This window comes from Clostridium sp. AM29-11AC (assembly GCF_003480545.1).
Lineage (GTDB): Bacteria > Bacillota > Clostridia > Lachnospirales > Lachnospiraceae > Otoolea > Otoolea saccharolyticum_A.
This window is the reverse complement of record NZ_QUJI01000003.1, coordinates 88,078-109,675: the sequence shown is the minus strand read 5'-3', so window position 1 is coordinate 109,675 and position 21,598 is coordinate 88,078. Positions and strand designations below refer to the sequence as shown.

20 protein-coding genes are annotated in these 21,598 nt (G+C 50.5%); 12 read left to right on the top strand and 8 right to left on the bottom strand.

The genetic code is table 11. The features are described from left to right. Window positions 1–202: 202 nt before the first annotated feature. The 5 genes from DW757_RS03360 (at window position 203) to DW757_RS03340 (ending at window position 7,324) form a co-directional block, all read left to right on the top strand. Entirely contained in the window at window positions 203–628 is a 426-nt protein-coding gene (locus DW757_RS03360; RefSeq protein ID WP_087217975.1) for an RNHCP domain-containing protein, read from the top strand. Between the two features lie 98 nt (window positions 629–726). Then, window positions 727–3,660: a phage tail tape measure protein gene (locus DW757_RS03355; RefSeq protein WP_118750988.1), complete on the top strand. Its 2,934-nt coding sequence runs from the start codon at window positions 727–729 to the stop codon at window positions 3,658–3,660. A 3-nt stretch (window positions 3,661–3,663) separates the two neighbouring features. Further along, window positions 3,664–4,026 carry a hypothetical protein gene (locus DW757_RS03350; RefSeq protein WP_118750987.1) on the top strand — a complete coding sequence of 121 codons (363 nt, stop codon included), beginning with the start codon at window positions 3,664–3,666 and terminating at the stop codon, window positions 4,024–4,026. Window positions 4,027–4,043: 17 nt separating this feature from the next. Then, complete coding sequence (locus DW757_RS03345) at window positions 4,044–5,912, top strand: hypothetical protein (RefSeq protein ID WP_118750986.1); 1,869 nt, start codon at window positions 4,044–4,046, stop codon at window positions 5,910–5,912. A gap of 20 nt (window positions 5,913–5,932) precedes the next feature. Then, window positions 5,933–7,324 carry a hypothetical protein gene (locus tag DW757_RS03340; protein ID WP_118750985.1) on the top strand — a complete coding sequence of 464 codons (1,392 nt, stop codon included), beginning with the start codon at window positions 5,933–5,935 and terminating at the stop codon, window positions 7,322–7,324. A gap of 17 nt (window positions 7,325–7,341) precedes the next feature. Here DW757_RS03340 and DW757_RS03335 read toward each other — a convergent pair whose 3' ends face one another. Together DW757_RS03335 and DW757_RS03330 are read right to left on the bottom strand one after the other, a co-directional pair. Continuing rightward, complete coding sequence (locus DW757_RS03335) at window positions 7,342–7,674, bottom strand: SymE family type I addiction module toxin (protein ID WP_118750984.1); 333 nt, start codon at window positions 7,672–7,674, stop codon at window positions 7,342–7,344. Then, complete coding sequence (locus DW757_RS03330) at window positions 7,671–7,970, bottom strand: hypothetical protein (RefSeq protein WP_118750983.1); 300 nt, start codon at window positions 7,968–7,970, stop codon at window positions 7,671–7,673. Before DW757_RS03330 ends, DW757_RS03335 begins: the two co-directional genes overlap by 4 nt. 195 nt (window positions 7,971–8,165) lie before the next feature. Here DW757_RS03330 and DW757_RS03325 point away from each other — a divergent pair, with 195 nt between their 5' ends. From DW757_RS03325 to DW757_RS03300, 6 genes are all read left to right on the top strand, one after another. Next, the gene (locus tag DW757_RS03325; protein ID WP_015544231.1) at window positions 8,166–8,588 is read left to right on the top strand and encodes a phage holin family protein; all 423 of its coding nucleotides are present in this window, start codon (window positions 8,166–8,168) and stop codon (window positions 8,586–8,588) included. Continuing rightward, window positions 8,588–9,529, top strand: coding sequence for an SPOR domain-containing protein (locus tag DW757_RS03320; RefSeq protein WP_118750982.1), 942 nt, complete (start codon window positions 8,588–8,590; stop codon window positions 9,527–9,529). Before DW757_RS03325 ends, DW757_RS03320 begins: the two co-directional genes overlap by 1 nt. Before the next feature lie 128 nt (window positions 9,530–9,657). Beyond that, the gene (locus DW757_RS03315) at window positions 9,658–9,918 is read left to right on the top strand and encodes an SHOCT domain-containing protein (RefSeq protein WP_118750981.1); all 261 of its coding nucleotides are present in this window, start codon (window positions 9,658–9,660) and stop codon (window positions 9,916–9,918) included. 30 nt (window positions 9,919–9,948) lie between these two features. Next, window positions 9,949–11,505, top strand: coding sequence for a recombinase family protein (locus DW757_RS03310; protein ID WP_118750980.1), 1,557 nt, complete (start codon window positions 9,949–9,951; stop codon window positions 11,503–11,505). 4 nt (window positions 11,506–11,509) lie between these two features. After that, window positions 11,510–11,926, top strand: coding sequence for an integrase (locus DW757_RS03305; RefSeq protein ID WP_118750979.1), 417 nt, complete (start codon window positions 11,510–11,512; stop codon window positions 11,924–11,926). Continuing rightward, window positions 11,926–13,482 (top strand): recombinase family protein, encoded by a 1,557-nt coding sequence (locus DW757_RS03300; protein WP_118750978.1) that lies wholly within the window; start codon window positions 11,926–11,928, stop codon window positions 13,480–13,482. The genes DW757_RS03305 and DW757_RS03300 overlap by 1 nt, the downstream gene beginning before the upstream one ends. A 49-nt stretch (window positions 13,483–13,531) precedes the next feature. Here the strand turns inward: DW757_RS03300 and DW757_RS03295 are convergent, their stop codons facing one another. From DW757_RS03295 to DW757_RS03265, 6 genes are all read right to left on the bottom strand, one after another. Then, complete coding sequence (locus tag DW757_RS03295; RefSeq protein ID WP_118750977.1) at window positions 13,532–14,479, bottom strand: DUF1848 domain-containing protein; 948 nt, start codon at window positions 14,477–14,479, stop codon at window positions 13,532–13,534. Further along, window positions 14,476–15,387, bottom strand: a complete 912-nt coding sequence (locus DW757_RS03290; RefSeq protein WP_147355625.1) for a hypothetical protein — start codon at window positions 15,385–15,387, stop codon at window positions 14,476–14,478. The genes DW757_RS03295 and DW757_RS03290 overlap by 4 nt, the downstream gene beginning before the upstream one ends. Before the next feature lie 304 nt (window positions 15,388–15,691). Then, entirely contained in the window at window positions 15,692–17,119 is a 1,428-nt protein-coding gene (rlmD, locus tag DW757_RS03280; RefSeq protein WP_118750974.1) for a 23S rRNA (uracil(1939)-C(5))-methyltransferase RlmD, read from the bottom strand. A 165-nt stretch (window positions 17,120–17,284) separates the two neighbouring features. Next, complete coding sequence (locus DW757_RS03275; RefSeq protein WP_118750973.1) at window positions 17,285–17,866, bottom strand: TIGR01440 family protein; 582 nt, start codon at window positions 17,864–17,866, stop codon at window positions 17,285–17,287. Between the two features lie 179 nt (window positions 17,867–18,045). After that, window positions 18,046–19,284 (bottom strand): chorismate synthase, encoded by a 1,239-nt coding sequence (gene aroC, locus DW757_RS03270; RefSeq protein ID WP_015574629.1) that lies wholly within the window; start codon window positions 19,282–19,284, stop codon window positions 18,046–18,048. A gap of 163 nt (window positions 19,285–19,447) precedes the next feature. Beyond that, a complete protein-coding gene (locus DW757_RS03265) occupies window positions 19,448–20,509 on the bottom strand; it encodes a lactonase family protein (RefSeq protein ID WP_021966714.1) in 1,062 nt (353 codons plus the stop codon). Between the two features lie 550 nt (window positions 20,510–21,059). Between DW757_RS03265 and DW757_RS03260 the strand changes: the two genes are divergently transcribed. Beyond that, window positions 21,060–21,593, top strand: coding sequence for a cupin domain-containing protein (locus tag DW757_RS03260; protein WP_021966713.1), 534 nt, complete (start codon window positions 21,060–21,062; stop codon window positions 21,591–21,593). The last annotated feature ends 5 nt before the right edge of the window (window positions 21,594–21,598 follow it).

Genomic DNA, 21,598 nt, shown 5'->3' with positions numbered 1-21,598 from the left:
ATTTTCTTTGATTTGACGGATTGCTTAAATACGGTTTCTCTGTTATACTCGCCTTGTGCGCACAAATAAAATACAGGAAGGGGTATGCTGTTTGAAGAACAACGGATGTGCTATTGTATCAAGCCGGGAGGCTTGCGTGCAATAACCCGGCAAACCTCCCGGAGGATTTGGATACATCAAAGACTTTCAGGAGGAAAATACAATGAACCGTGAGAACAAACGGAAAAAATACGAGAAACATTATTATAAGAACCATGCCTGTACCGAATCCTTTACCTGTAAGGTATGCGGCCGTCTGGTCGTTCCTGGAGGGGCAGGATCAGACCACAGGAACCACTGCCCGAACTGCTTAAGCAGCCAGCACCTGGACAATGAACCCGGAGACAGGGAGTCAGACTGCGGCGGCGTGATGGAGCCTGTTGCAGTATGGGTAAGAAAAAATGGCGAATGGGCCATCATCCACAGGTGCCGTATCTGCGGCAAACTGTCATCTAACAGGGTGGCAGCGGACGATAACCCGATGAAGCTCATGGCAATCGCCATGAAGCCCTTATGTGAACCTCCGTTCCCAGTGGAGCGCATTGAGGAACTGACCGCCCTTATGGGAGGGGAAGGCAGCTTAAAATGATGATTATGGAAAGCATTTGTCACAATGGCAAATGCTTTCTTTTATGCTCGGAGCAATCCGGGCTTTTTCTTTGCCCATTTTCAGGAGGTGAGTGATACATGGCAAGCCGGATCAAGGGAATCACGGTGGAGATTGGCGGCGATACCAGCGGCCTGGAAAAGTCACTGTCTGACGTCAACAATTCCATAAAGAAGACCCAGAGCCAGCTGCGGGATGTGAACAGCCTCCTGAAACTGGATCCGTCCAACACGGTTCTCCTTGCCCAGAAGCAGGAGCTTCTGCAGCAGGCCATCAGCGATACCGAGAAAAAGCTGCAGGCCTTGGAGCAGGCGCAGGAGGACGTAACGAAAGCCTTTGAGCGGGGTGACCTGGGGAAAGACCAGTACATGGCTTTCCAGCGTGAGGTGGAAGAAACCAGGGGGACACTGAACCGCTATAAAGCCGATCTGTCCGGCCTGCAGTCTGAGCAGGAACGACTGGCTTCCAACATGGAGCGGCTCAGCAAGCTGTTTGCCGCTACGGAATCCAATGTAGATGATTATGCGGATGTGCTGGGAAGCCGATTGGTAAATGCCATCAGAAACGGCACAGCATCCTCAGACCAGCTAAAGACTGCCATTGAGAAGATCGGGAAATCCGCCACAGGCGGGAAGGCGAACATCAGGCAGCTGACGGATGCCCTGGATACGGTGGATGACGGGCAGGCGATACGGAACCTGATCGAGGACCTGAATGATGTGAGGAACGCTGCCCAGGATGCCGCAGGCGATATCGGGGAGATCGCGGGAGCCACAAAGGGCGCAGCCCTCATGGAAGCCGCCGACCAGCTTTCTGCTGTCGGTGATAAGATCCAGGATATCGGGGATAAAGCGGTGTCTGCTTATGCGGAGACAGAAAATGCAGTCACAAAGGTGAACGCTTACTTCGGGGAAACGGGTGCCGCAGCAGAAGCCAGTGCCGCAGTCGTCAAAGAAGTCTATGGGTCTGGTGTTGGACAGAGCATGGATTCTGTGGCGGAAGCGGTCATCATGGTAAAGAAGAACCTTGGGGAGCTTTCCGATACAGACCTTACGCACCTGACACAGCAGGCGCTGACGCTGGATGAACTGTACGGTATTGACATGAACGAGACCCTCCGTGGCGTCAACTCTCTGATGAAGCAGTATGGCATGACGGCGCAGGAGGCGATGGATTACATCGTCACGGGTACGCAGAATGGCCTGGACAAGACCAACGAGCTGGGCGATAACCTGTCTGAGTATTCCGGCAAGTTCGCCCAGGCCGGCTACTCCGCATCCGAGTATTTCCAGCTCCTGCAGAACGGCCTGCAGGGCGGCGCGTACAACCTGGACAAGGTTAATGATGCCATCAATGAGGTGACCACCCGTCTGGCGGACGGGACCATTGGGGATTCCATTGACCTATATTCCCAGAAGACCCAGTCCATGTTCCTAGCATGGCAGAATGGGGAAGCCACCCAGAAGCAGGTCATTGATTCCATTGTGGCGGATATCGCAAACTGTACCAATGAGCAGCAGGCCCTGAACATGGCGGCGGAAGCCTTCGGTACGATGGCTGAGGACGGGAACCTCAGGTTCATCACTTCCCTGACTTCGGTAGGCGAAACCTACGACAGTGTGGCCGGTTCTGCGCAGAACCTGTTTAACCAGACAGGCACTCCCATGCAGGAGATGGAGGCCAATACCAGGAAGCTCCAGCAGGCCCTGATCCCGCTGGGCGAGAAGATCGTGGAGCTTGCCAATGTGGTGCTGCCGCCCCTGGTGGCGGTTATTGAGACTGTGAGCGGGATCTTTGGCATGCTGCCGGAGCCGGTGCAGAACTTCGTGGTGATCCTCGGAGCGCTGCTTGTGGCTTTTACTGCCCTGACACCGGTTATCGCAGCGCTTTCCGTGGCATTCGGGGCACTCAATATCTCTCTGCTCCCGGTGATCGGCATCATTGCCGGAGTGGCTGCGGCCATTGCCGCGATCATAGCTATTGTGAAAAACTGGGGCGCGATCACGGAATGGTTCGGCCAGCTCTGGGAGACGGTATCCGCAAAGCTGATGGAACTTTGGGACAAGGTGGTGGTGTTCTTCACGGAAACCATCCCTGCGGCGGCGCAGGAGTTTATCGACTTCTTCTCTGCTATCCCGCAGTGGTGGAGCAGCCTGTGGTCGCAGGTTTCCGCATTTTTCGTCAATATCTGGAACAATATCAGAAATACAGCCGCACAGGTCTGGAACACCATCAGGCAGATAGCGGTCGATGCGGCGAATGCGCTGAAGCAGGGTGTCCAGAATATTTTTTCTGCGCTTTCCCAGTTCATTTCACAGATCTGGAATACACTGAAGCAGACAGCGTCCAATATCTGGAATGGTATCAAGACTACGGTAGTAAATATTGCCACAGGATTAAAGGATGCGGCGGTAAATGCCTTCAAAAGCCTGGTTTCCGGCATCCGTTCCGCCCTTTCCGGGCTGGCATCGGTTGTGCAGAACGGTTTTTCCGGCGCGATCTCCTTTATCACGAGCCTGCCGGGGAAGGCCCTCCAGTGGGGCAAAGATTTCATACAGGGGCTGATCAACGGAATCAAGAGCATGGTGCAGGCAGTGGTTGACACGGTATCCGGCATTGCCAGCAAGATCGCATCCTTCCTCCACTTCTCCGCCCCAGATGAAGGCCCGCTCTCGGACTATGAGAAATGGATGCCGGACTTCATGAAGGGACTGGCTGGCGGCATAGAAAAGAGCCGCAGCCTGGTGGAGAAAGCGGTAAAGGATGTAGCTTCGGATATGGTGATTACTCCGAAAGCAGGTGTGTCCGGATATGGAGACACAGATGGAATGATGGCTGGCACCAGCATGTCGGATATGATCGCTGGAGTCTCTTCTGCGGTATCGGAAGCCCTGGCCGGTTTTTCCAGCCCGCAGGGGAACATCGTAATCCCGGTGTATGTGGGCGGTACGTTGCTTGATGAACTGGTGGTGACAGCGCAGGCGAGACAGAACCTGCGGTCAGGAGGGAGGTAAGCGATGGCATTTATACAGTATCTGACTTTTGACGGCACAGCCCTCCCCCTGCCGGATTCCTATGAGGTACAGATGGATGACATGGAGGCGGATTCCGGCGGGGAGACAGAAGCCGGGACGGTGCAGCGGGATGTGGTGCGCGCAGGCGTGGTGAGCATCCCGGTGTCCTTTTCCGTTTCTGCGAAATGGCTGAGAATTTTGACGGAATTTAAGCAGCAGGAAAAGATTACTGTAGGGTATTTCGATACAGAGACGCTGGCGGTAAAGACGGCGGAGATGTATGTGGAGGGGTATAAGGCTTCCCTTGTCAAAGATACGTCCCGAAAGGGATTGTGGACAGTGAGTTTTACGCTGAGGGAATTTTAAAGTGGAGGTGATGCCCTATGTACCCGGTAAGTGAAGCATTCCTGCAGGCGGTGCAGATCAACACCCGGAAGTATTACTGGACTGGAAAAATTACAACAACAGCCGGGCTGGAGTATCCGTTTACGCAGAAAGATATCGTCAAAGGGAGCGGTTATATCACAGCGCAGTGCTGCGGCAATTCTGAGATCGAACTGGGTGCGGTGTACGCGGCGGAGATGGGGATCAGCCTGTTCCTGGACATTGACCGGTACACTTTGGAGAACGCAGAAGTGGAACTGTCTTACCACCTGCGGCTGGCGGACGGGATTTATGAAGCTGTCCCTATGGGGATCTTTGAGGTGAGCGAGGCAAACCGGACGGTGCATGTACTGGAACTGAAGGCTTATGACCGGATGCTCCGTTTTGACCGGGCTTTCAATGGTTTTGAGACCATCGGCACGGCTTACGGGATGATGGCGCTGTGCAGTACCGCCTGTGGGGTGAAACTGGCACAGACACAGGCGGAGATTGAGGCGCTCCCGAATGGTTCAGAACTGCTCTCCATTTATCCGGAGAATGACATTGAGACCTATCGGGACGTGCTGTATTTTACGGCGCAGGTGCTGGGCGGCTTCTTCTGCATCAACCGGGAAGGGAAGCTGGAGTTTCGGCAGTACGGGGAGACTCCGGTGATAGCGATCCAGCAGAAGCACCGGTTTTCCAGCAGTTTCTCTGATTTTGTGACCCGGTACACGGCAGTCAGTTCCACCAACCTGCGGACGCAGACTTCCGAGTATTACGCTTTGGAAACAGACGATGGGCTGACCATGAACCTTGGAGTCAATCCATTATTGCAGTTTGGTTTGGAAGAGACAAGGGCAGAGCTGTGCGGGAACATTTTGACGGCCCTGTCCGCAGTCAATTATGTGCCCTTTGATTCGGATACCATCGGGAACCCGGCGCTGGATCTGGGTGATGTGCTGACCTTCTCCGGCGGGCAGGCGGATGCCCAGCAGATCACATGCGTGACGTCCTTTACGGTCAAGATCGGCGGCAGGCAGAGCCTGAAATGCGTGGGGAAGAATCCCAGGCTTTCCCAGGCAAAGTCCAAGAATGACAAGAACATCTCCGGGCTGTTAAATCAGATCGAGGCGGGGAAAATCGGGATCCATACCTTTACGAACGCCTCTGAGTATACCATCGGGGAAACAGATGTGCGGATCATCAGCATTGAGTTCGCTTCCAAAGAGGAAAACCACGCCCAGTTCTTCGGGCAGGTAGTGGTGGACGTGGAAGCGCAGGCGGCGAAGAAATCCGCCCAGGCCAGCGGCACCATCGTGATCCCGTTCCCGTCCGGGAATGTAGGAGACAGCGGCGGGGCGGCGGATACAGAAAATGGTTCTGAGGATGGAGCTGCCGGGGAAGAAATCACGGATATTCCTGTAGATGTAAGCCTTCCGGTGACCTGGACGGAGGACGGGAAGGCGGTCTGCTATGTGACCTTTGAACTGAACAACGCGGAGATCCTGCTCCATCATCCGGTGGAGACCTGGCACAGCGGGAAGCACATCCTGTCTTTGTATTACCCCATTGAAAATATCGTGCCGAACATCACAAATACCTTCAATGTGTATCTGCGGATGGAGGACGGCTCCGGCAGCGTGGGGATCGGGGACTGCATCGCTTCCATCAGCGGCCAGGCCATGGCTGCCGCAGCGGCCTGGGACGGCAGAATCGATATTGAGGAAACGTCGGCACTATTTTCTGTCAGCGGCGGCCTTCAGGCAAGGGACTTTACGGAGGCAGTCGATGTGGGGACGATGGAACTGGTACAGAAAAGCTATGCGGATACTATGACGGGAAGGACTGGGATCGGCGCATTCTGCCGGCCGGTCACACTCACTTAAGCAATGGGAGGATTGCGATTATGGTTTTGAAAGGCGTTATGACGATCGAACTGACGGATGAGAATACCGGGGCGGTGGAAACTGTCACGGAAGAAAATATGATCACGGAAGCAGTAAACAACATCCTTGGCCTGAACCCGATGGGGATTTTTTATGCCGCCACCGGGGAATACGACGCTGCAGTCTTGTGGAACGACACCCTTCTGCCCATCTGCCCCAACATGATCGGCGGCATCCTACTGTTCTCCAAAGCCCTGGAAGAAGATGCGGGACATATCTATGAGCTGTCCGACAACCTTCCTGTAGCGTATGCGTCCAACGATGTAAATTCCACGGCAAACACAGCCAGGGGAAGCCTGAACCTGACGGAGAGCATGGCCATTGCAAACGGTTATAAGTTTGTCTGGGAGTTTACGCCCAGCCAGGGAAACGGCACCATCGCGGCGGTGGCGCTTACCAGCTCTTTCGGCGGTCAGAATGCCTACGGGAGCCTTGTGGGGGACGCCAGCACATTCCTGCAGTTAAAAGCGGCGGACATCGGACCGATCCCGGATGCCAATAAGATGGTACTTTTTGAAGCCGTGGAGATGGATTTCGAGAACAGCCTGCTCTATTCTATCACTTACGAAAATGACAGCGTCCGGATACGGAAGCTGCGGATCCCTGTCTTTTCCATCGGGCTGAACGAGCGGCTGGATGATTCCACCTATACCGTCCTGGAGGACGAAGTGCTGACACCGGAGACCTTTGAATTCCTCGGCAGCTATACGAAATATGGGGAGTTCATGGACGGGCAGGATGGGTACTGGTACGGTTTTTCCAATGAGGAAAATTCTTCTGGGGATGCCGTGATGCTCTGGATCAAAATATCCAAGGCAGACTATTCCTTTACCGAAGGCCAGTGGACACTGTCCAACGCGAAATTGATGGATGTGGGCACCCGCGACCTTGATACCTTTGCGGAACGGAGTGTGAAATGCTGTGTCCGGGGCGGGTATCTGTATGTGCCGGCCTATGACAAGACGGGGATTTACAAGATCAATCTGGCCAACTCCACGGATGTGACACTGATTGAGTTTGGCTTTACATCCGAATGGACGCCTTTATGCGAAACCGGCTCCTGTGAACTGTATCTGACACTTATTGGGGATCTGATCATCGGCGGGGACTTCCAGATCACAGCGGAGGATACGGTGGTCCACACCCAGGGGAGCGCAAGGCTTAATAATGCCGCTACTCCCCTGTTCCAGTACAAGAACTTTCTGGTCGGCTGGGGCGGAAGCTATGGGAATGAGTATCGGACGGCATATCTTCTGGCGCCGTACCTGGCGTCCATCAATAATCTTCCGTCAGCGGTGGTAAAGACCGTGGACAAAACCATGAAGATCACCTACACGCTGACGGAGGAGTGAGTCCTGGAGTTAGCAGGTCATTTCGTTCGGGAACGGTAGCCGTGGGAGCTTTCCGCTACAAGGGAAAGTGCCTGGAGATCCCCGTTCAGGCTTTTTTGGAGTTTGCGGATGGATGCGGATTTGGCTGCAAGTTCCTTTTTAAGTTGTTCCCTCCGGCAGTCAGCCAGTTCCTCCTCCGTCATCTGCCGGATACGGATGGAACCTTCGTCATACTCTACTACGATGGTGCTGCCGATGGAAAAGCCAAGCTCTTCAAGCCATCTGCCCTCCATCTGGATCTTCGGGACCTGGGTGTAGGAGCCGCCGGTGCAGCGGCTGGTGTATGCTACTTTGATGTTTTTCTGCTTCATGGGCGTACCTCCTTGTGCGGTTTACGGCGGCTTTTCCTGGAAAGCCAGCAGGCATCGTGGTTTCGGATCTGGCCGAGACAGCCGGAAAGCGTGGCCCCGTGGCCATGCTCGTGATAGGGTGTTCCCCTGTGATGGGTGTGGTAGATCAGACAGCTTCTGAAATGCGGGTACTCCTGCAGCAGGATGTGCCAGCAGTGTCCGGTGTTTTTTGACTGGATCGTAAGGGTGCATCCGCCGGACGCGATGACGGAAAAGTACCCGGCATCAATGTTTTTCAATTCCTTCGCAGTAAACATTTTTGACCTCCTTCCTGCGGTTTTTGTGATTGTATCTATCACTCTGCCCGGCAGGAATAGCAACCTGATTCTGTGCCATAAACTGCACGAATCTTTACCCGCAGAATTGTGCGGGAAGGCACTGTATATAGAAACTTACAAACGGGCGCTCTTATAGGGCATCCTTTTTCGTTCAGGAAAGAGAGGAATTTCGTTATGAAAGAATTCTGGAACACCATCCAATTCATCTTTACCGCTGTGGGCGGCTGGCTTGGGTACTTCCTTGGCGGCTGTGACGGCCTGCTTTATGCGCTCATCGCCTTTGTGGCGATCGACTACATCACGGGTGTGATGTGCGCCGTCATCGACAGGAAGTTATCCAGCGCGGTCGGCTTTAAAGGGATCTTCCGCAAGGTGCTGATCTTCTTGCTTGTCGGCATTGCCAATATCATCGATGTACAGGTGGTCGGCACCGGGGCGGTCTTACGGACAGCAGTGATCTTTTTCTACATCTCCAATGAAGGCGTGAGCCTGCTGGAGAATGCAGGGCATTTGGGCCTTCCCATCCCGGAAAGGGTCAAAACGGTATTAGAGCAGCTCCATGATAGAGCAGAAAACGGAAAGGAAGGTAATGAATAATGGCTTACACAAACAGTTCACTGGTATCTTATACAAACTTAAGTCCGAACCACTCCGGGCTGAAGACGCATTCCATTGACCGGATCACGCCCCACTGTGTGGTGGGGCAGCTCTCCGCAGAGAGTATCTGCGGATGCTTTACCAGCCCTTCCAGAGAGGCCAGCTGTAACTACGGCATCGGAAAGGACGGGAAGATCGCCCTTTGTGTGGAGGAGAAGAACCGCTCGTGGTGTTCTTCCAGCAGCGCCAACGACCAGAGGGCAGTCACTATCGAGTGCGCCAGCGATCTGCATCATCCCTACGCAATGACTACTGCTGTTTATAATTCCCTCGTGAAGCTGTGTACGGACATCTGCAAGCGGAATGGGAAGAAGAAACTTCTCTGGCTGGGGGATAAGAATAAGACGCTGAACTATTCCCCGAAGTCCGATGAGATGGTGCTGACCGTCCATCGCTGGTTCGCCAACAAGTCCTGTCCGGGAGACTGGCTGTATGGAAGACTTGGCGACCTTGCGGCAAAGGTCACAGCACAGCTTGGAGAAATGGCTGCTGACAGCGGCGGGACGCTGTACCGGGTGCAGACAGGCGCTTTTTCCAAGAAATCGAATGCTGACGCCCTGGAAGAGAAACTCAAAGCCAGAGGTTTTGATACCTACATGGTGCCAAGCGGCGGGTTTTACAAGGTACAGGTCGGCGCATACAGCATCAGGGCAAATGCCGAGACAATGATGGAAAAGGTTAAGGCGGCCGGATTTGACGCTTTCATTACGACCGCATCTGGGTCAGCTGTATCTTCTTCCAATGCTAAGTCCATTGATACCCTTGCCAGAGAGGTGATTCGCGGCGATTGGGGAAACGGCGCGGAAAGAAAGCAAAGGCTGTCGGCCGCAGGATATGACTATGCGGCGGTGCAGCAGAGAGTAAATGAGTTGTTGTCATAACAGGAACGAAACGGCCTGCGGGTATCTCTTCGGGGAACCTGCAGGCCGCTTTTTTCTTTTTTGGCCAATTCTTCCAATGCTGTCCAGATAGGTAATTGAGGAATTCTCTCAGATTGGAGGAAAACACAATGATTCTATCTACCGGATCAGATATAGCACACACTGCTGCGCTTGAAGGCATAAGCACAGAGCATCTTTTCACACCTGAACAATTCCAACAGGATGTGGACTATTATAGAGCCCAGTGCATTACAAAATCACTGCTGGATTCTGGACTTATTTCCTTGTCGCAATTTAACAAATTAACCGCATTAAATCGGAAATCTTTCTCTCCTTTCCTCGCCGAAATCATGCCAGAACCCGTTGATATCACCTCCATTCAGAGGTAATATGTCACACTACCGAAGGGAGGTGAAACCGTGAAAAAGATTACAAAAATCAGCAGCGATAAGCCTAAGCAGAATGCAAAGAAGCTTCGTGTAGCGGCCTACTGCCGTGTCTCCACGGATAATGATGCTCAGCTTGAAAGTCTTGAAGCACAAAAAAAACATTATGAGGATTACATCTCTAACCGTGAGGATTGGACATTTGCAGGATTATATTTCGATAAGGGTATCACCGGCACGAAGAAAGAAAAGCGGCCGGAATTACTGCGGATGATTGCGGACTGCAAAGCAGGTAAAATCGATTTTGTCGTAACAAAATCCATCAGCCGTTTTGCAAGAAATACCACCGACTGCCTGGAATTGGTTCGCAAACTTTTGGAATTGGACATTCCTATTTATTTCGAGAAGGAAAATCTGAATACCAGTGCAATGGAAAGTGAATTATTCCTGTCTATCCTGAGCAGCATGGCCGAGGGCGAGTCCTCCTCCATTTCTGAAAATAACAAATGGTCCATTCAGAAACGATTCAAAAACGGCACCTTCAAGATCAGCTATCCGCCCTACGGATATGACTGGAACGGGGAACAAATGGTTGTAAATCCGGAGCAGGCCAAGATTGTAGAATGGATTTTCTCCCAGATTCTTTCAGGAAAAGGAACTCTGGCCGTCGCAAACGAACTGAATAAGAAAGGTGTGCCCACGAAAAAAGGCGGACGCTGGACAGCTTCGACCGTGCGCGGTATGCTCGCCAACGAAAAATATACCGGCGATGTCATTTTTCAAAAGACCTACACAGATTCTCAGTTTAATCGTCATACGAACTATGGAGAAAGAGATCGCTATGCCCTTGCCGGCCACCACGAAGCCATCATCAGCCGTGAAGATTTTGACGCTGCAGCCATCCTGATCCAGCAACGGGGCCGTGAGAAGGGCATCGTAAAGGGCAAGAATAAATACCAGAATCGCTACTGCTTTTCTGGAAAAATCTTTTGCGGCGAATGTGGGGATACGTTCAAACGGCGAATACACACCTGCAGCAATTACAAGTATGCCGCTTGGTGCTGCAATACACATATTGAGGATAAAAACCACTGCTCTATGAAATTTATCCGGGATGATAATCTAAAGGCAGCCTTTGTGACAATGATCAACAAACTGATCTTCGGACGACGGTTAATTCTCAAACCCTACTTAGAAGCATTAAAAGACTCCAACAAGGACAATTCCCTGCGAAGGATCCAGGAAATTCAAAGTCTTTTGCTGGAAAATTCAGAGCAGCGCGAAACCCTTGCAAAGCTGATGGCCCAAGGCTATATCGATCAGATTCTCTATAATGAAGAAAACAACTTGCTTTTAGCACAGGCCGATCAATATAAAACGGAGATTTCCGCTTTAAACAAAAGCATCTCTGGCGATGCCACACTCGTTAAATCTACCCTCGATCTGCTGCGCTTTGCGGAGAAAGGTGTGATGTTGGATGCGTTCGACGAAGCATTGTTTGAAAACGTGGTAACTCGCATTCGGGTACTCTCCCGACAGAAGATCGTCTTTGAACTGAAGTGTGGACTTACCCTAACGGAAAGGATGTGATGGAATGGGACACACACCATACGGATATCGAATAGAAAACGGGGTTGCCGTCATTGATGAGGCGGCTGCCGGAAAGCTGCGAAAACTCTATAAAAATTATCTTTCCGGTATGGGACTGCAAATGGCTGCGGCAGAAGCTGGCATTCAAACATACCACGGAACTGCCAAACGTCTGCTGATGACACAACACTACCTTGGAGATGATTTCTATCCGGCGATCATTGATGAAGAGACCTATCATAAAGCACAGGAGGAGCTTATGACGCGTGCGGCTGCTCTCGGCAGACTGAACAGAACCACTAAGCAAAAGCCCATCAAAACTCCAACTCTTTTTACTATCCGGGATATTGAAAAGCATTTTGATAACCCGGCAGCACAGGCTGAATACCTTTACAGCCTGATTGATTGTGAGGTGGGCTGATGGGAAATGTAATGGTCATCCCTGCAAGAAGACAGGTCGGCAATAATGTCAAAAGATCTGAGAAGCCAAAACTCCGAGTCGCAGCGTACTGCCGCGTCAGTACTGACAGCGATGAGCAGGCTACCAGCTACGATGCACAGATCGAGCATTACACAGAATATATTTCAAAGAATCCCGACTGGACTCTGGCTGGCATATTTGCGGATGACGGAATCACTGGCACTAACACGAAAAAACGTGAAGAATTTAACCGTATGATTGACGAATGTATGGCTGGGAACATCGACATGATTATTACGAAGTCAATCAGCCGTTTTGCCCGGAATACATTAGATTGTCTAAAGTATATTCGGCAGCTCAAAGAGAAGAATATTCCAGTTTTCTTTGAAAAAGAGTCCATAAACACAATGGACTCAAAGGGCGAGGTGCTTCTGACCATTATGGCTTCCCTTGCCCAGCAAGAAAGCCAGAGCCTTTCTCAGAATGTTAAACTTGGCCTGCAGTACCGTTACCAGCAGGGACATGTACAGGTCAATCATAACCGCTTCCTCGGCTACACCAAGGATGCTGACGGGCATCTGGTCATTGATCCGGATCAGGCTGAGATCGTCCGGCGCATTTACCGAGAGTATCTGGAAGGCTCCAGCATGGATAAAATTGCTGCAGGCCTGGAAGCGGACGGCATCCTGACTGGCGCTGGAAAAACAAAATGGCATACCAGCACCATCAACAAGATTCTCCGCAATGAAAAGTATATCGGCGATGCGCTTCTGCAAAAGACCTATACCACAGACTTTCTGACTAAAAAGCGCATCAAGAATAACGGCATCGTTCCACAGTACTATGTGGAGGGCGACCATGAAGCAATTATTCCAAAGGACATCTTTTTACTGGTGCAGGAAGAACTGGTCCGCAGGCGGCGCGTCCACACCAGCAAAAGCGGCAAGCGCCATTGCTACTCCTGCAAACATTGTTTTGCCCAGATCGTGTTCTGCGGCGAATGCGGAGAGTTTTACCGGCGAGTCCACTGGAATAACCGTGGCTGCAAATCCATCGTCTGGCGCTGCTGCAGCCGCCTGGACAACACCGGCCATTCCTGCCGCAGCCGCACGGTAAATGAAAGTCTACTGGAACAGACAGCTATCGATGCCATCAATCAGGTGCTCTGTAAAAAAGATGATTTTCTGAAAACCCTGCAGGCCAATATTACTACAGTCATTAAACAGGGAGACAATCTCTCACCGGAAGTAATCGATACACGCCTGCGGGAGCTTCAAAAAGAACTTCTGAAAAAAGCCAATCAAAAAGACGATTATGATGCCATTGCAGATGAAATACTCAGGCTCCGGGATATGCGCAAACAGTCCGAAGTGGACAGCGTGATCAAGGATGAGCAAATGAAGCAGATCAATGATCTGCAGGATTTTATTCGAAGCCAGCCTACTACCATCACAGAATTTGACGAGGTACTGATCAGGAGGCTTATTGCAAAGATTACAGTCTTTGCAGATCACTTTGCTGTAAAATTCAGGTCTGGGATTACAATCAGAGTATAAATCACTTAAAGCCCTCCCGATCAGAATTGCTGAACAGGAGGGCTATTGTTTATTTTATAAAATCAAACATTGTTAGTTGTGATTTCTTAAATGATTCCATTTTGCGTTCCTTTATTACATCTTCAGAACTAACCTCACCAAAAAGGAGTGGTGATAAGGGGTTATGCACTTGGGTGTTTCTTTTGACTGTTTTATAGCTATAATTGGCATAACAATAAAGACACCCGTTTTTACAGGTGTTATATGTTCCTATATCAATACTTGAAACACAACCACATTCTGACCTTTGATTTTTATCTTTCCCTACCGCAAGCTTACAATTTCCTATTCGTTCAAATCGTTCTCTATCGATGCAGCAAGCATGTGTAATACCGAATTTGTCAAGTTCAATCGCTTCAGAGCAAGTATCAATATAGATACCATAAGATTTTGCAATTTCAGAAAATCTTTGCATTAGCTCTATTTGCAGCTCTTTTGACTCTGATTGAATATTTAATGGCTGAGTGTTTCTTGTTGTATTGCGGTAAAAGTCTAGAAAACTTACAGTGCATTTTTCAGTATATTCTCCTAGTTTTGCTGCTAAAACCCTGAAATATTTGCAGTGATATTCCATAGTATATCTATCATTGAAAAAGATCGGGTCATACCGCCAAATGACCTTTTCTCTTCCTATTGATTTGGATAATTGCTGGAATGCAGGAATTATTATATTGTTTTTAGATGGGATATTCGGTTCCACATCCTTATCATAAGCTGTTAATGTAAACTGAAAGTAATAATTATATCTTTCAAGTTCCGACAAGCGGTTTAGCATAGGCACTGGATTTTTTGTCCAAAAAACTATTCCATCAACAACATCGGGTGAGAGATTTATCCTTCCTATTTGATGAATATTCATCGGATTCCTGACTAATACATATTCTTCTTTAAGCCTGTTAAAAAGCCAGTCAGAATAATATGTTGGAATGTCAGTTCTTCGACTGGCACTTATTATCATTTTACCACCTTCTTTATTATCATTTGCGCACTTGCACAAGTGTCAAACGGGGAATAACGCTTCCAACGAGACCAATCAAATCGATTGGTATTTTTAGGGAATTCTTCTCCGTACGGATAGCCACCTGCATAATAACCTTTTCTGTGATCATTATGAAAATGTCCTTTCTCATAAATAACATTATCTAACTTTGAGAGTAGCTTGTCAAAATACTCTCTCCCACCACCATAGCCGCATCCCAGATTAACATCATTAAGAATGATATATGCATTAGGAGTAACTTTCGAATTAAAGTATTCGGCAAATATATTTATGAATACATCTATCTCCTTGTGTGATGAATGTTTCTGCATATCAGAAAAAACATACTGGAAAACAACAAGATTTGGTACCCAATTTCCTTCTGCGATTTCATGAATCAATCGGCATGCGTCTTGATAATAAAATCGGAATAAACTGTTTGCAGATTGCATAGATTCAATGTCTCCATGAATCCAATTCCAAACTTTTCTACTGTAATCAATACCACGATATTCTATCTTATCATAACTAATCACCCCACACTCACGCAAAGCGTCAATTGCAAATAAGTCTGTACAAGGTCCACATCCAAATGAAAGCACCTTAAAATCCCTCAAAAAATGTAAGTCTTTACACAGTTCAAGTGCATACATTATTTCCGATGCATAGCGGCAAGAATACTTACAAGTATAGAAATCGGCCATATGAGTACAGTCATATTTTCGATCAGGAGCACCCTCTGGTGCATGACTTGGGTCATGAATGAAGTCCAAACATTTTTCGCAATCATGTGGGCAACACTCTCCATACGAACAATCTTCACACTGTTCATTCTCTGGTTTCTCATAGCGAGCATCACACCTTGAAAGAATTTTATTAAGCATCATAACATCATTCCCCCATTCTCTTTAAGTAATAATCACATGGAATATCTCTATTTCACACATTTAATTTCTATTTACACAATCAATACTTTCTCGCCACTATTGAAATATCCAAACCACGCACACAACCCTACTGAAAAAACATCTAAATCGCTAACTCACTCGGTCTACATCCAAATCGACTACTCAACCCTCTGTAAATTTCAGTAGATATGTTCTGTCATAGGCTATTTCGCAGTCAGTTCCGGTCTTCTGCTCTGACGGCAAGATGCTCGAAAACACCCAGAAATCAAACACTTTTCATGAGTCAATCCTTCACGCGTGACATCAATACCACCGTCTCCACATGCCCCGACTGCGGAAACATATCCACACACCGTACTCTCTTCACCTCATACCCCTTCTCTCCAAGGTACTTCACATCCCTGGCCAGCGTAGCGGAATCGCAGCTTACATACACCACCTTCTTCGGCCCCATCCTGACGATGGTTTCCAGGCACTTCTCATCGCACCCCTTCCGCGGCGGGTCCACCACAATCACATCCGCATACACCTGGTTTTTCTCATACTGCTCCGGCAGAACCTCCTCGGCCTTTCCCACGAAGAATTCCACATTCTCCATTCCATTGATTTCGGCATTCCCCCTCGCGTCGTCTATCGCCTGGGGCACAATCTCCACGCCGTACACCTGTTTTGCCTTCTGGGCCAGAAACAGGGAGATTGTCCCTATGCCGCAGTACAAATCCCACACAGTCTCATCTCCCGTCAGCCCGGCATACTCCAGAGCCGTCCCGTAAAGCCGCTCCGTCTGCACCGGATTGACCTGGTAAAACGAAAGGGGGGAGATTCTGTACTTCACATTCCCGATATAGTCGGTAATATATCCCGGCCCGTAGAGATTCACAATCTCCTTTCCAAGGATCACGTTGGTTTTCTCCCTGTTTATGTTAAAGGAGATACTGGTCATTCCGGCAATTTTCAGCAGCCGTTCCACCAGAATCTCTTTTTTCGGAAGCTCTGTGCCGTTTAGAATCAGGCACACCATAAGCTCTCCCGTCCGAAAGCCCTTTCGTATCAGCACATGGCGCACGAGTCCCCTGTGAAGTTCCTCATTGTACGGCTCAATTTTATATTCATTCATGAAATTCCTGATAATATCAAGAATTTCCCTGTTTTCCTCCACACCCAGCAGGCAGTCCTCATTTTCCACTATGCAGTGGGTCCTCCCCGCATAGAACCCTGCTATAATCCTGCCGTCCTTATCCCTTCCAAAGGGAAACTGAGCCTTATTCCTGTACCGCCAGGGCTCCTCCATCCCGATAATGGGCTCCATTCTGACTGTCTCTTCCCTCTTCTTTTCAGTACCCTTCAGGTTCTCCTGCCCCTTTTCCTCTGGAAGCAGAAGCCCGGAAAGCCCTCCGATCCGCTTCAGATTATTGTATACCTTCCTCTCCTTAAACCGCAGCTGCTCCTCATAGGCCACTGCCTGCATCTGGCAGCCTCCGCAGCGGCGGGCCACAGGACATTTTTCCTCAACCCGGCAGGCGGACGGCTCTATCACGCGCACCAGGCGGGCAAAGCCAAAGTTTTTTTTCATCTTCATTGCGCTTGCCTCAATCCGGTCGCCGATCACCGCATCCTTCACAAACCAGATATAGCCGTCCAGACGTCCAATGCCCTCCCCGTTTTCTCCCATGTCCTCTATATCAAGTATAAACCTGTCATTTTTCTTCATCTCCACGCTCGTTTCGTATCCTTTCCTTTTTTCGCATCTCCCTTTTCGGTTTTATCCGTCTCCCCCTGGCCAGCTGTCACTCTTTCAGCTTTCTCCGGGCCGCTTCCATCCACTTTTTCTCTGCTCTCCCTGTCTCTTCTCTTTTCCCTCTCTTATTTTCTCCTTCTACCTGTACCTTGCCCTCTCTCCGCCGATGTATTTAAGCCTCGTTCTGGCGCAGTTTACATGGGCGCTTCCGATCTCCCGCAGGGAGGTTCTCACCGGAACAGCTACGGGGCGAAGATGCATGCCGATCAGGGTATCGCCGATGTCAACTCCTGCATGGGCCTGTATGCGCTCTACAGCCACCGGATTCTCAAATCCCGCAAAGGCGGCAGTGGCAAAGGAGCCTCCTGCCTTGAGCTGCGGCACGACATTGACCATCTCAAGCCCGTATTTCAGGGCACACTCCTCCTCCACAATCAGCGCTCTGTTTAAGTGTTCACAGCACTGGGCAGCCAGATAGATGCCCCTGCTTTTAAGCTCCCCGTAAATCACCTCAAACACAGCTCTTCCAACCTCCTCGCTGGAATAAGAGCCAATCCGATGGGCCTCTATCTCGCTGGAGGAACAGCCTGCCACCAGTATCTGTCCCTCTTTCATCACGGCGGCGTCGAGAAGCTCCCGAAGCACCTGAGCCGTCTGCTCCTTTATCCTGTTAATCTCCTCCCTGTCTGTGGGATTCTCTGCAACTCCCTTAACTGACATATGCCTGTTCTCCTTTCATTCTGTCTTTCTCTGTCTTTCACTGTCTTTCACTGTCTTTCACTGTCTTTCACTGTCTTTCACTGTCTTTCGCATCATTCCCATATCCAAAAGAAGATGCCGCGAAACCGGCATCTTCCCACACTGCAGACGGCAGACAAATTCACGGCTGCGCCGTCCGCTTACCTTGCGTAAAACTCCTTCACCCGATCCATCCTGGCGCCCATTCCGCACAGCATCATGTCAGCCACTGTGAAGGCGGCCATGGCCTCCACCACAACCACTGCCCTGGGGACAATGATCGGGTCATGGCGGCCCTTGATGCTTATCTCAATCTCCTCGCCGTCCCTGTTCACGGTCTGCTGAGGGGATGCAATGGACGGCGTCGGCTTAAATGCAGCCCGGAATACAATATCGCTTCCGTCGCTGATTCCTCCCAGGATTCCGCCGGCATGATTCGTCGCTTTTACAATCCTCTTTCCTCCCCGCATTTCTTCCGGGCAGGCTTTTCTTCTCTCTGCGGCTTTCTGAGACTCTTCCCTCAGGATCTCCCTATCCAGGATCTCTTCCTCCTGAGGCCCTTCCTCACGAATCTCCTCCGCCCAAATCTCTTTCTCACGAAGCACTCTGAACGCATCGTTATTTTCGGCTCCTGTGGAGGCTGCGGCGGCAAAGCCGTCGCCGATCTCAAAGCCCTTCACAGCTCCTATGGAGCAGACGGCCTTGGCAAGATTGGCGCTGAGCTTCTCAAAGACAGGTTCCCCCACGCCTGCCGGAACGCCGGAAATCACACATTCCACAATCCCTCCGGCTGAATTTTTCTGTGCCATCTTCTCCTCCAGGAACTGCTCTGCCTCCCTGGCAGCCTCCTGATCCGGCATATAGAGGCGGTTTTTCTCCCTGTCCTCCAGGCAGAAACACTCCGGCGATATGCTTACAGGCCCTATCTGCCTGGTATATGCCTTTACGGAAATCCCCAGCTCCCCCAGAATCTTTGCCGCTACGGCTCCCGCCGCCGTGCGGCCGATAGTTTCCCGGCCTGAGGAGCGTCCGCCTCCCCGGTAGTCCCGAAATCCGTATTTTGCGTCAAAGGTATAGTCTGCATGTCCCGGCCTGTAGCAGGATGCAATCTCTCCATAGTCCCTGGAACGCTGATCCTGATTCCTGACCATCATGGAAATGGGAGTTCCCGTCGTCCTTCCCTCAAAGATGCCGGACAGGATCTCCACCCGGTCGCTCTCATTTCTCTTTGTGGAATATCTGCTCTGCCCCGGTTTCCTCCTGTCTAAATATGCCTGGATATCCTCCTCGCAGAGCGCTATCCCCGCCGGGCAGCCGTCCACCGTCACGCCCACCGCCGGGCCATGAGACTCTCCCCAGGTTGTCATCGTAAGAATCGTGCCAAATATTGATCCTGCCATCTGTAATTCTGCCTCCTGCCTCTCACTGCCGTGTTTCTCTATCTGATTCTCTTTTCCGTCCTCTTTTTCCTCTGCCGGCCGGGCCTTGTACGGCTGCGGCTTGCTTCTCCAGCCTGACCGGGACTTTCTTTCTCTGCCTTTCGCCGCTTTCGTCCTTTTCGTACTATTCCTTTGGAATCTTTGTGATCACGCAGCAGTTGGGCTCATTGACCTCGATGGAGCGGTGATTCATCATCAGAAGCCCGTTCTCATAGTCGACACTGAAAAAGGAGATCGTACCGCTGGCGTGATTGATGCTGGCCAGATGCTTCTGATCCGGGAAAACGGCAATATCTTTCGGATAGTCTCCGCTGATCGGGAGACAGCATATCAGGGTGAGAAGTCCCGTTTCCAGATCTCTCCTGTAGATGCTCACACTGTTGTCCCCCGCATTGCTGCAGTAGAGGTACCTGTCATCCGGCGACATGCGGATGGCGCAGGCTGCCGTAAGCTGGCCGGCCGGTGCATCCCCTGTGGAGGAAACGGTCTGGACTCTCTCAATGACCGGGACTCTCTCGCCTGTCTCATAGCTGAACACGTCGATGGTATTCTTTAACTGGTACATTAAATAGAAATATTTTCCGTCCTGGCTGAAAATAAACTGTCTGGGAGCAGATTCCAGCTCGCAGCGCAGGGCATCCACCAGCGTCATGGTTCCCTTATCCCCGTCGAATCGGTAGATTTTCACCTGATCGATTCCCAGATCTGCCACCATCAGGAACTTTCCGTCCGGCGTCCGTCTGGTGCAGCTGATATGAGGCCTGAAATTTCTCTCTGCCACGCTTCCCAGACCTTTGTGGAATACCTTGTCCGCAATCTCCCCCACAGAGCCGTCCGGGTTCAGGCGGAGGGTAGTCTCTTTTCCGTCATGGTAACCGGATACAAAGATAAATTTGTCTTCCTCGTCCGTGGCCAGATGACAGCCCCTCATCCCCTTGATACTGGCCCTGTTTAAACGCGCAAGCCCCCCGTTTGGAAGGATACGGAAGGATACCACACCCTCGTCTGCAATGGAATACAGAGTCCTGCCGTCGTGGGACACAGTCAGGTAGGAGGCGTTGTCCACCTCCATCTCGCATCTGTATTTAAAGTATCCGTTCTTCACATCTACATCGTAAACTGTAATTCCCTTTGCCTGTCCATTGTAGGAATAAGATCCCACGTAAGCCATGTACTTGCCTGTCATAATACGTTCTCCTCCTAACATGCCGGCAGCTGCCGGCTCTACCAAGCCTTCCGGCCGCAGCAGTCCTCCGCCTTGCCCGGCAAAACTGTCAAGGCCAGACCGCCGTCTCAAATCAGCCATTTTGATAAACACATAATAGCACAGTTTTTACGGTTTGTGAACCTCAAAGACCTTATTCGGGAACCTGTCATTTTCTGACAGATACGTGTCGAATAATGGTTGACACCCTGGTAAAACCATGTATAATGATAGTTGCTGTCTGTTTATTATTAGTAAACTTTATTTTTATTTTTACATTCATTTAGCAATAATAAACTTTAAACTTATTATCATACAACCTGCGCTCCTGTTTTCCGGGCGGCGCAGGCAAAGAGCGCGCCGGCTAAGAAGCGGAGACGAAACAGAGCCAGAAATGAAGCGGCACCGGAGATAAAACACACCGGAGACGAAGCAGCACCGGAGATGAAAAACGCCGGAGACGAAGCAGCACCGTGACACAGACAGAGCGTGCCGCAGACAGGGCCGCAGCAAAACGAAGGAGGGAAGGCATTTGAGCATCGGAGCAAAATTAAAGGAGCTGAGAATCCTCAAGGGACTTACGCAGGAGGAGCTGGCCGACAGAGCCGAGCTGTCCAAGGGCTTCATCTCGCAGGTGGAGCGCGATCTCACCTCTCCGTCCATTGCAACGCTGATGGACATTCTTCAGTGCCTCGGCACAACCATCGGAGAGTTTTTTGCGGAAACTGCTGACGAGCAGATTGTATTTGGAAAAAATGATTTCTTTATTAAAGAGGACGGAGAGCTTAAGAACACGGTCAAATGGATCGTTCCCAATGCCCAGAAAAACTGCATGGAGCCCATTCTCCTGACACTGGAGGCCGGAGGCGCAAGCTGTCCCGATTCCCCCCACGAAGGCGAGGAGTTCGGGTACGTTTTAAGCGGGAGCATAGCCATCCATCTGGGAAACCGGGTTTTTAAGGCAAAGAAGGGAGAATCCTTCTATTTTACAAGTGACAAAACCCACTATATTGAGAGCAGAAGCGGAGCCTCCCTTCTCTGGGTCAGCTCACCGCCCAGCTTTTAGGAGGA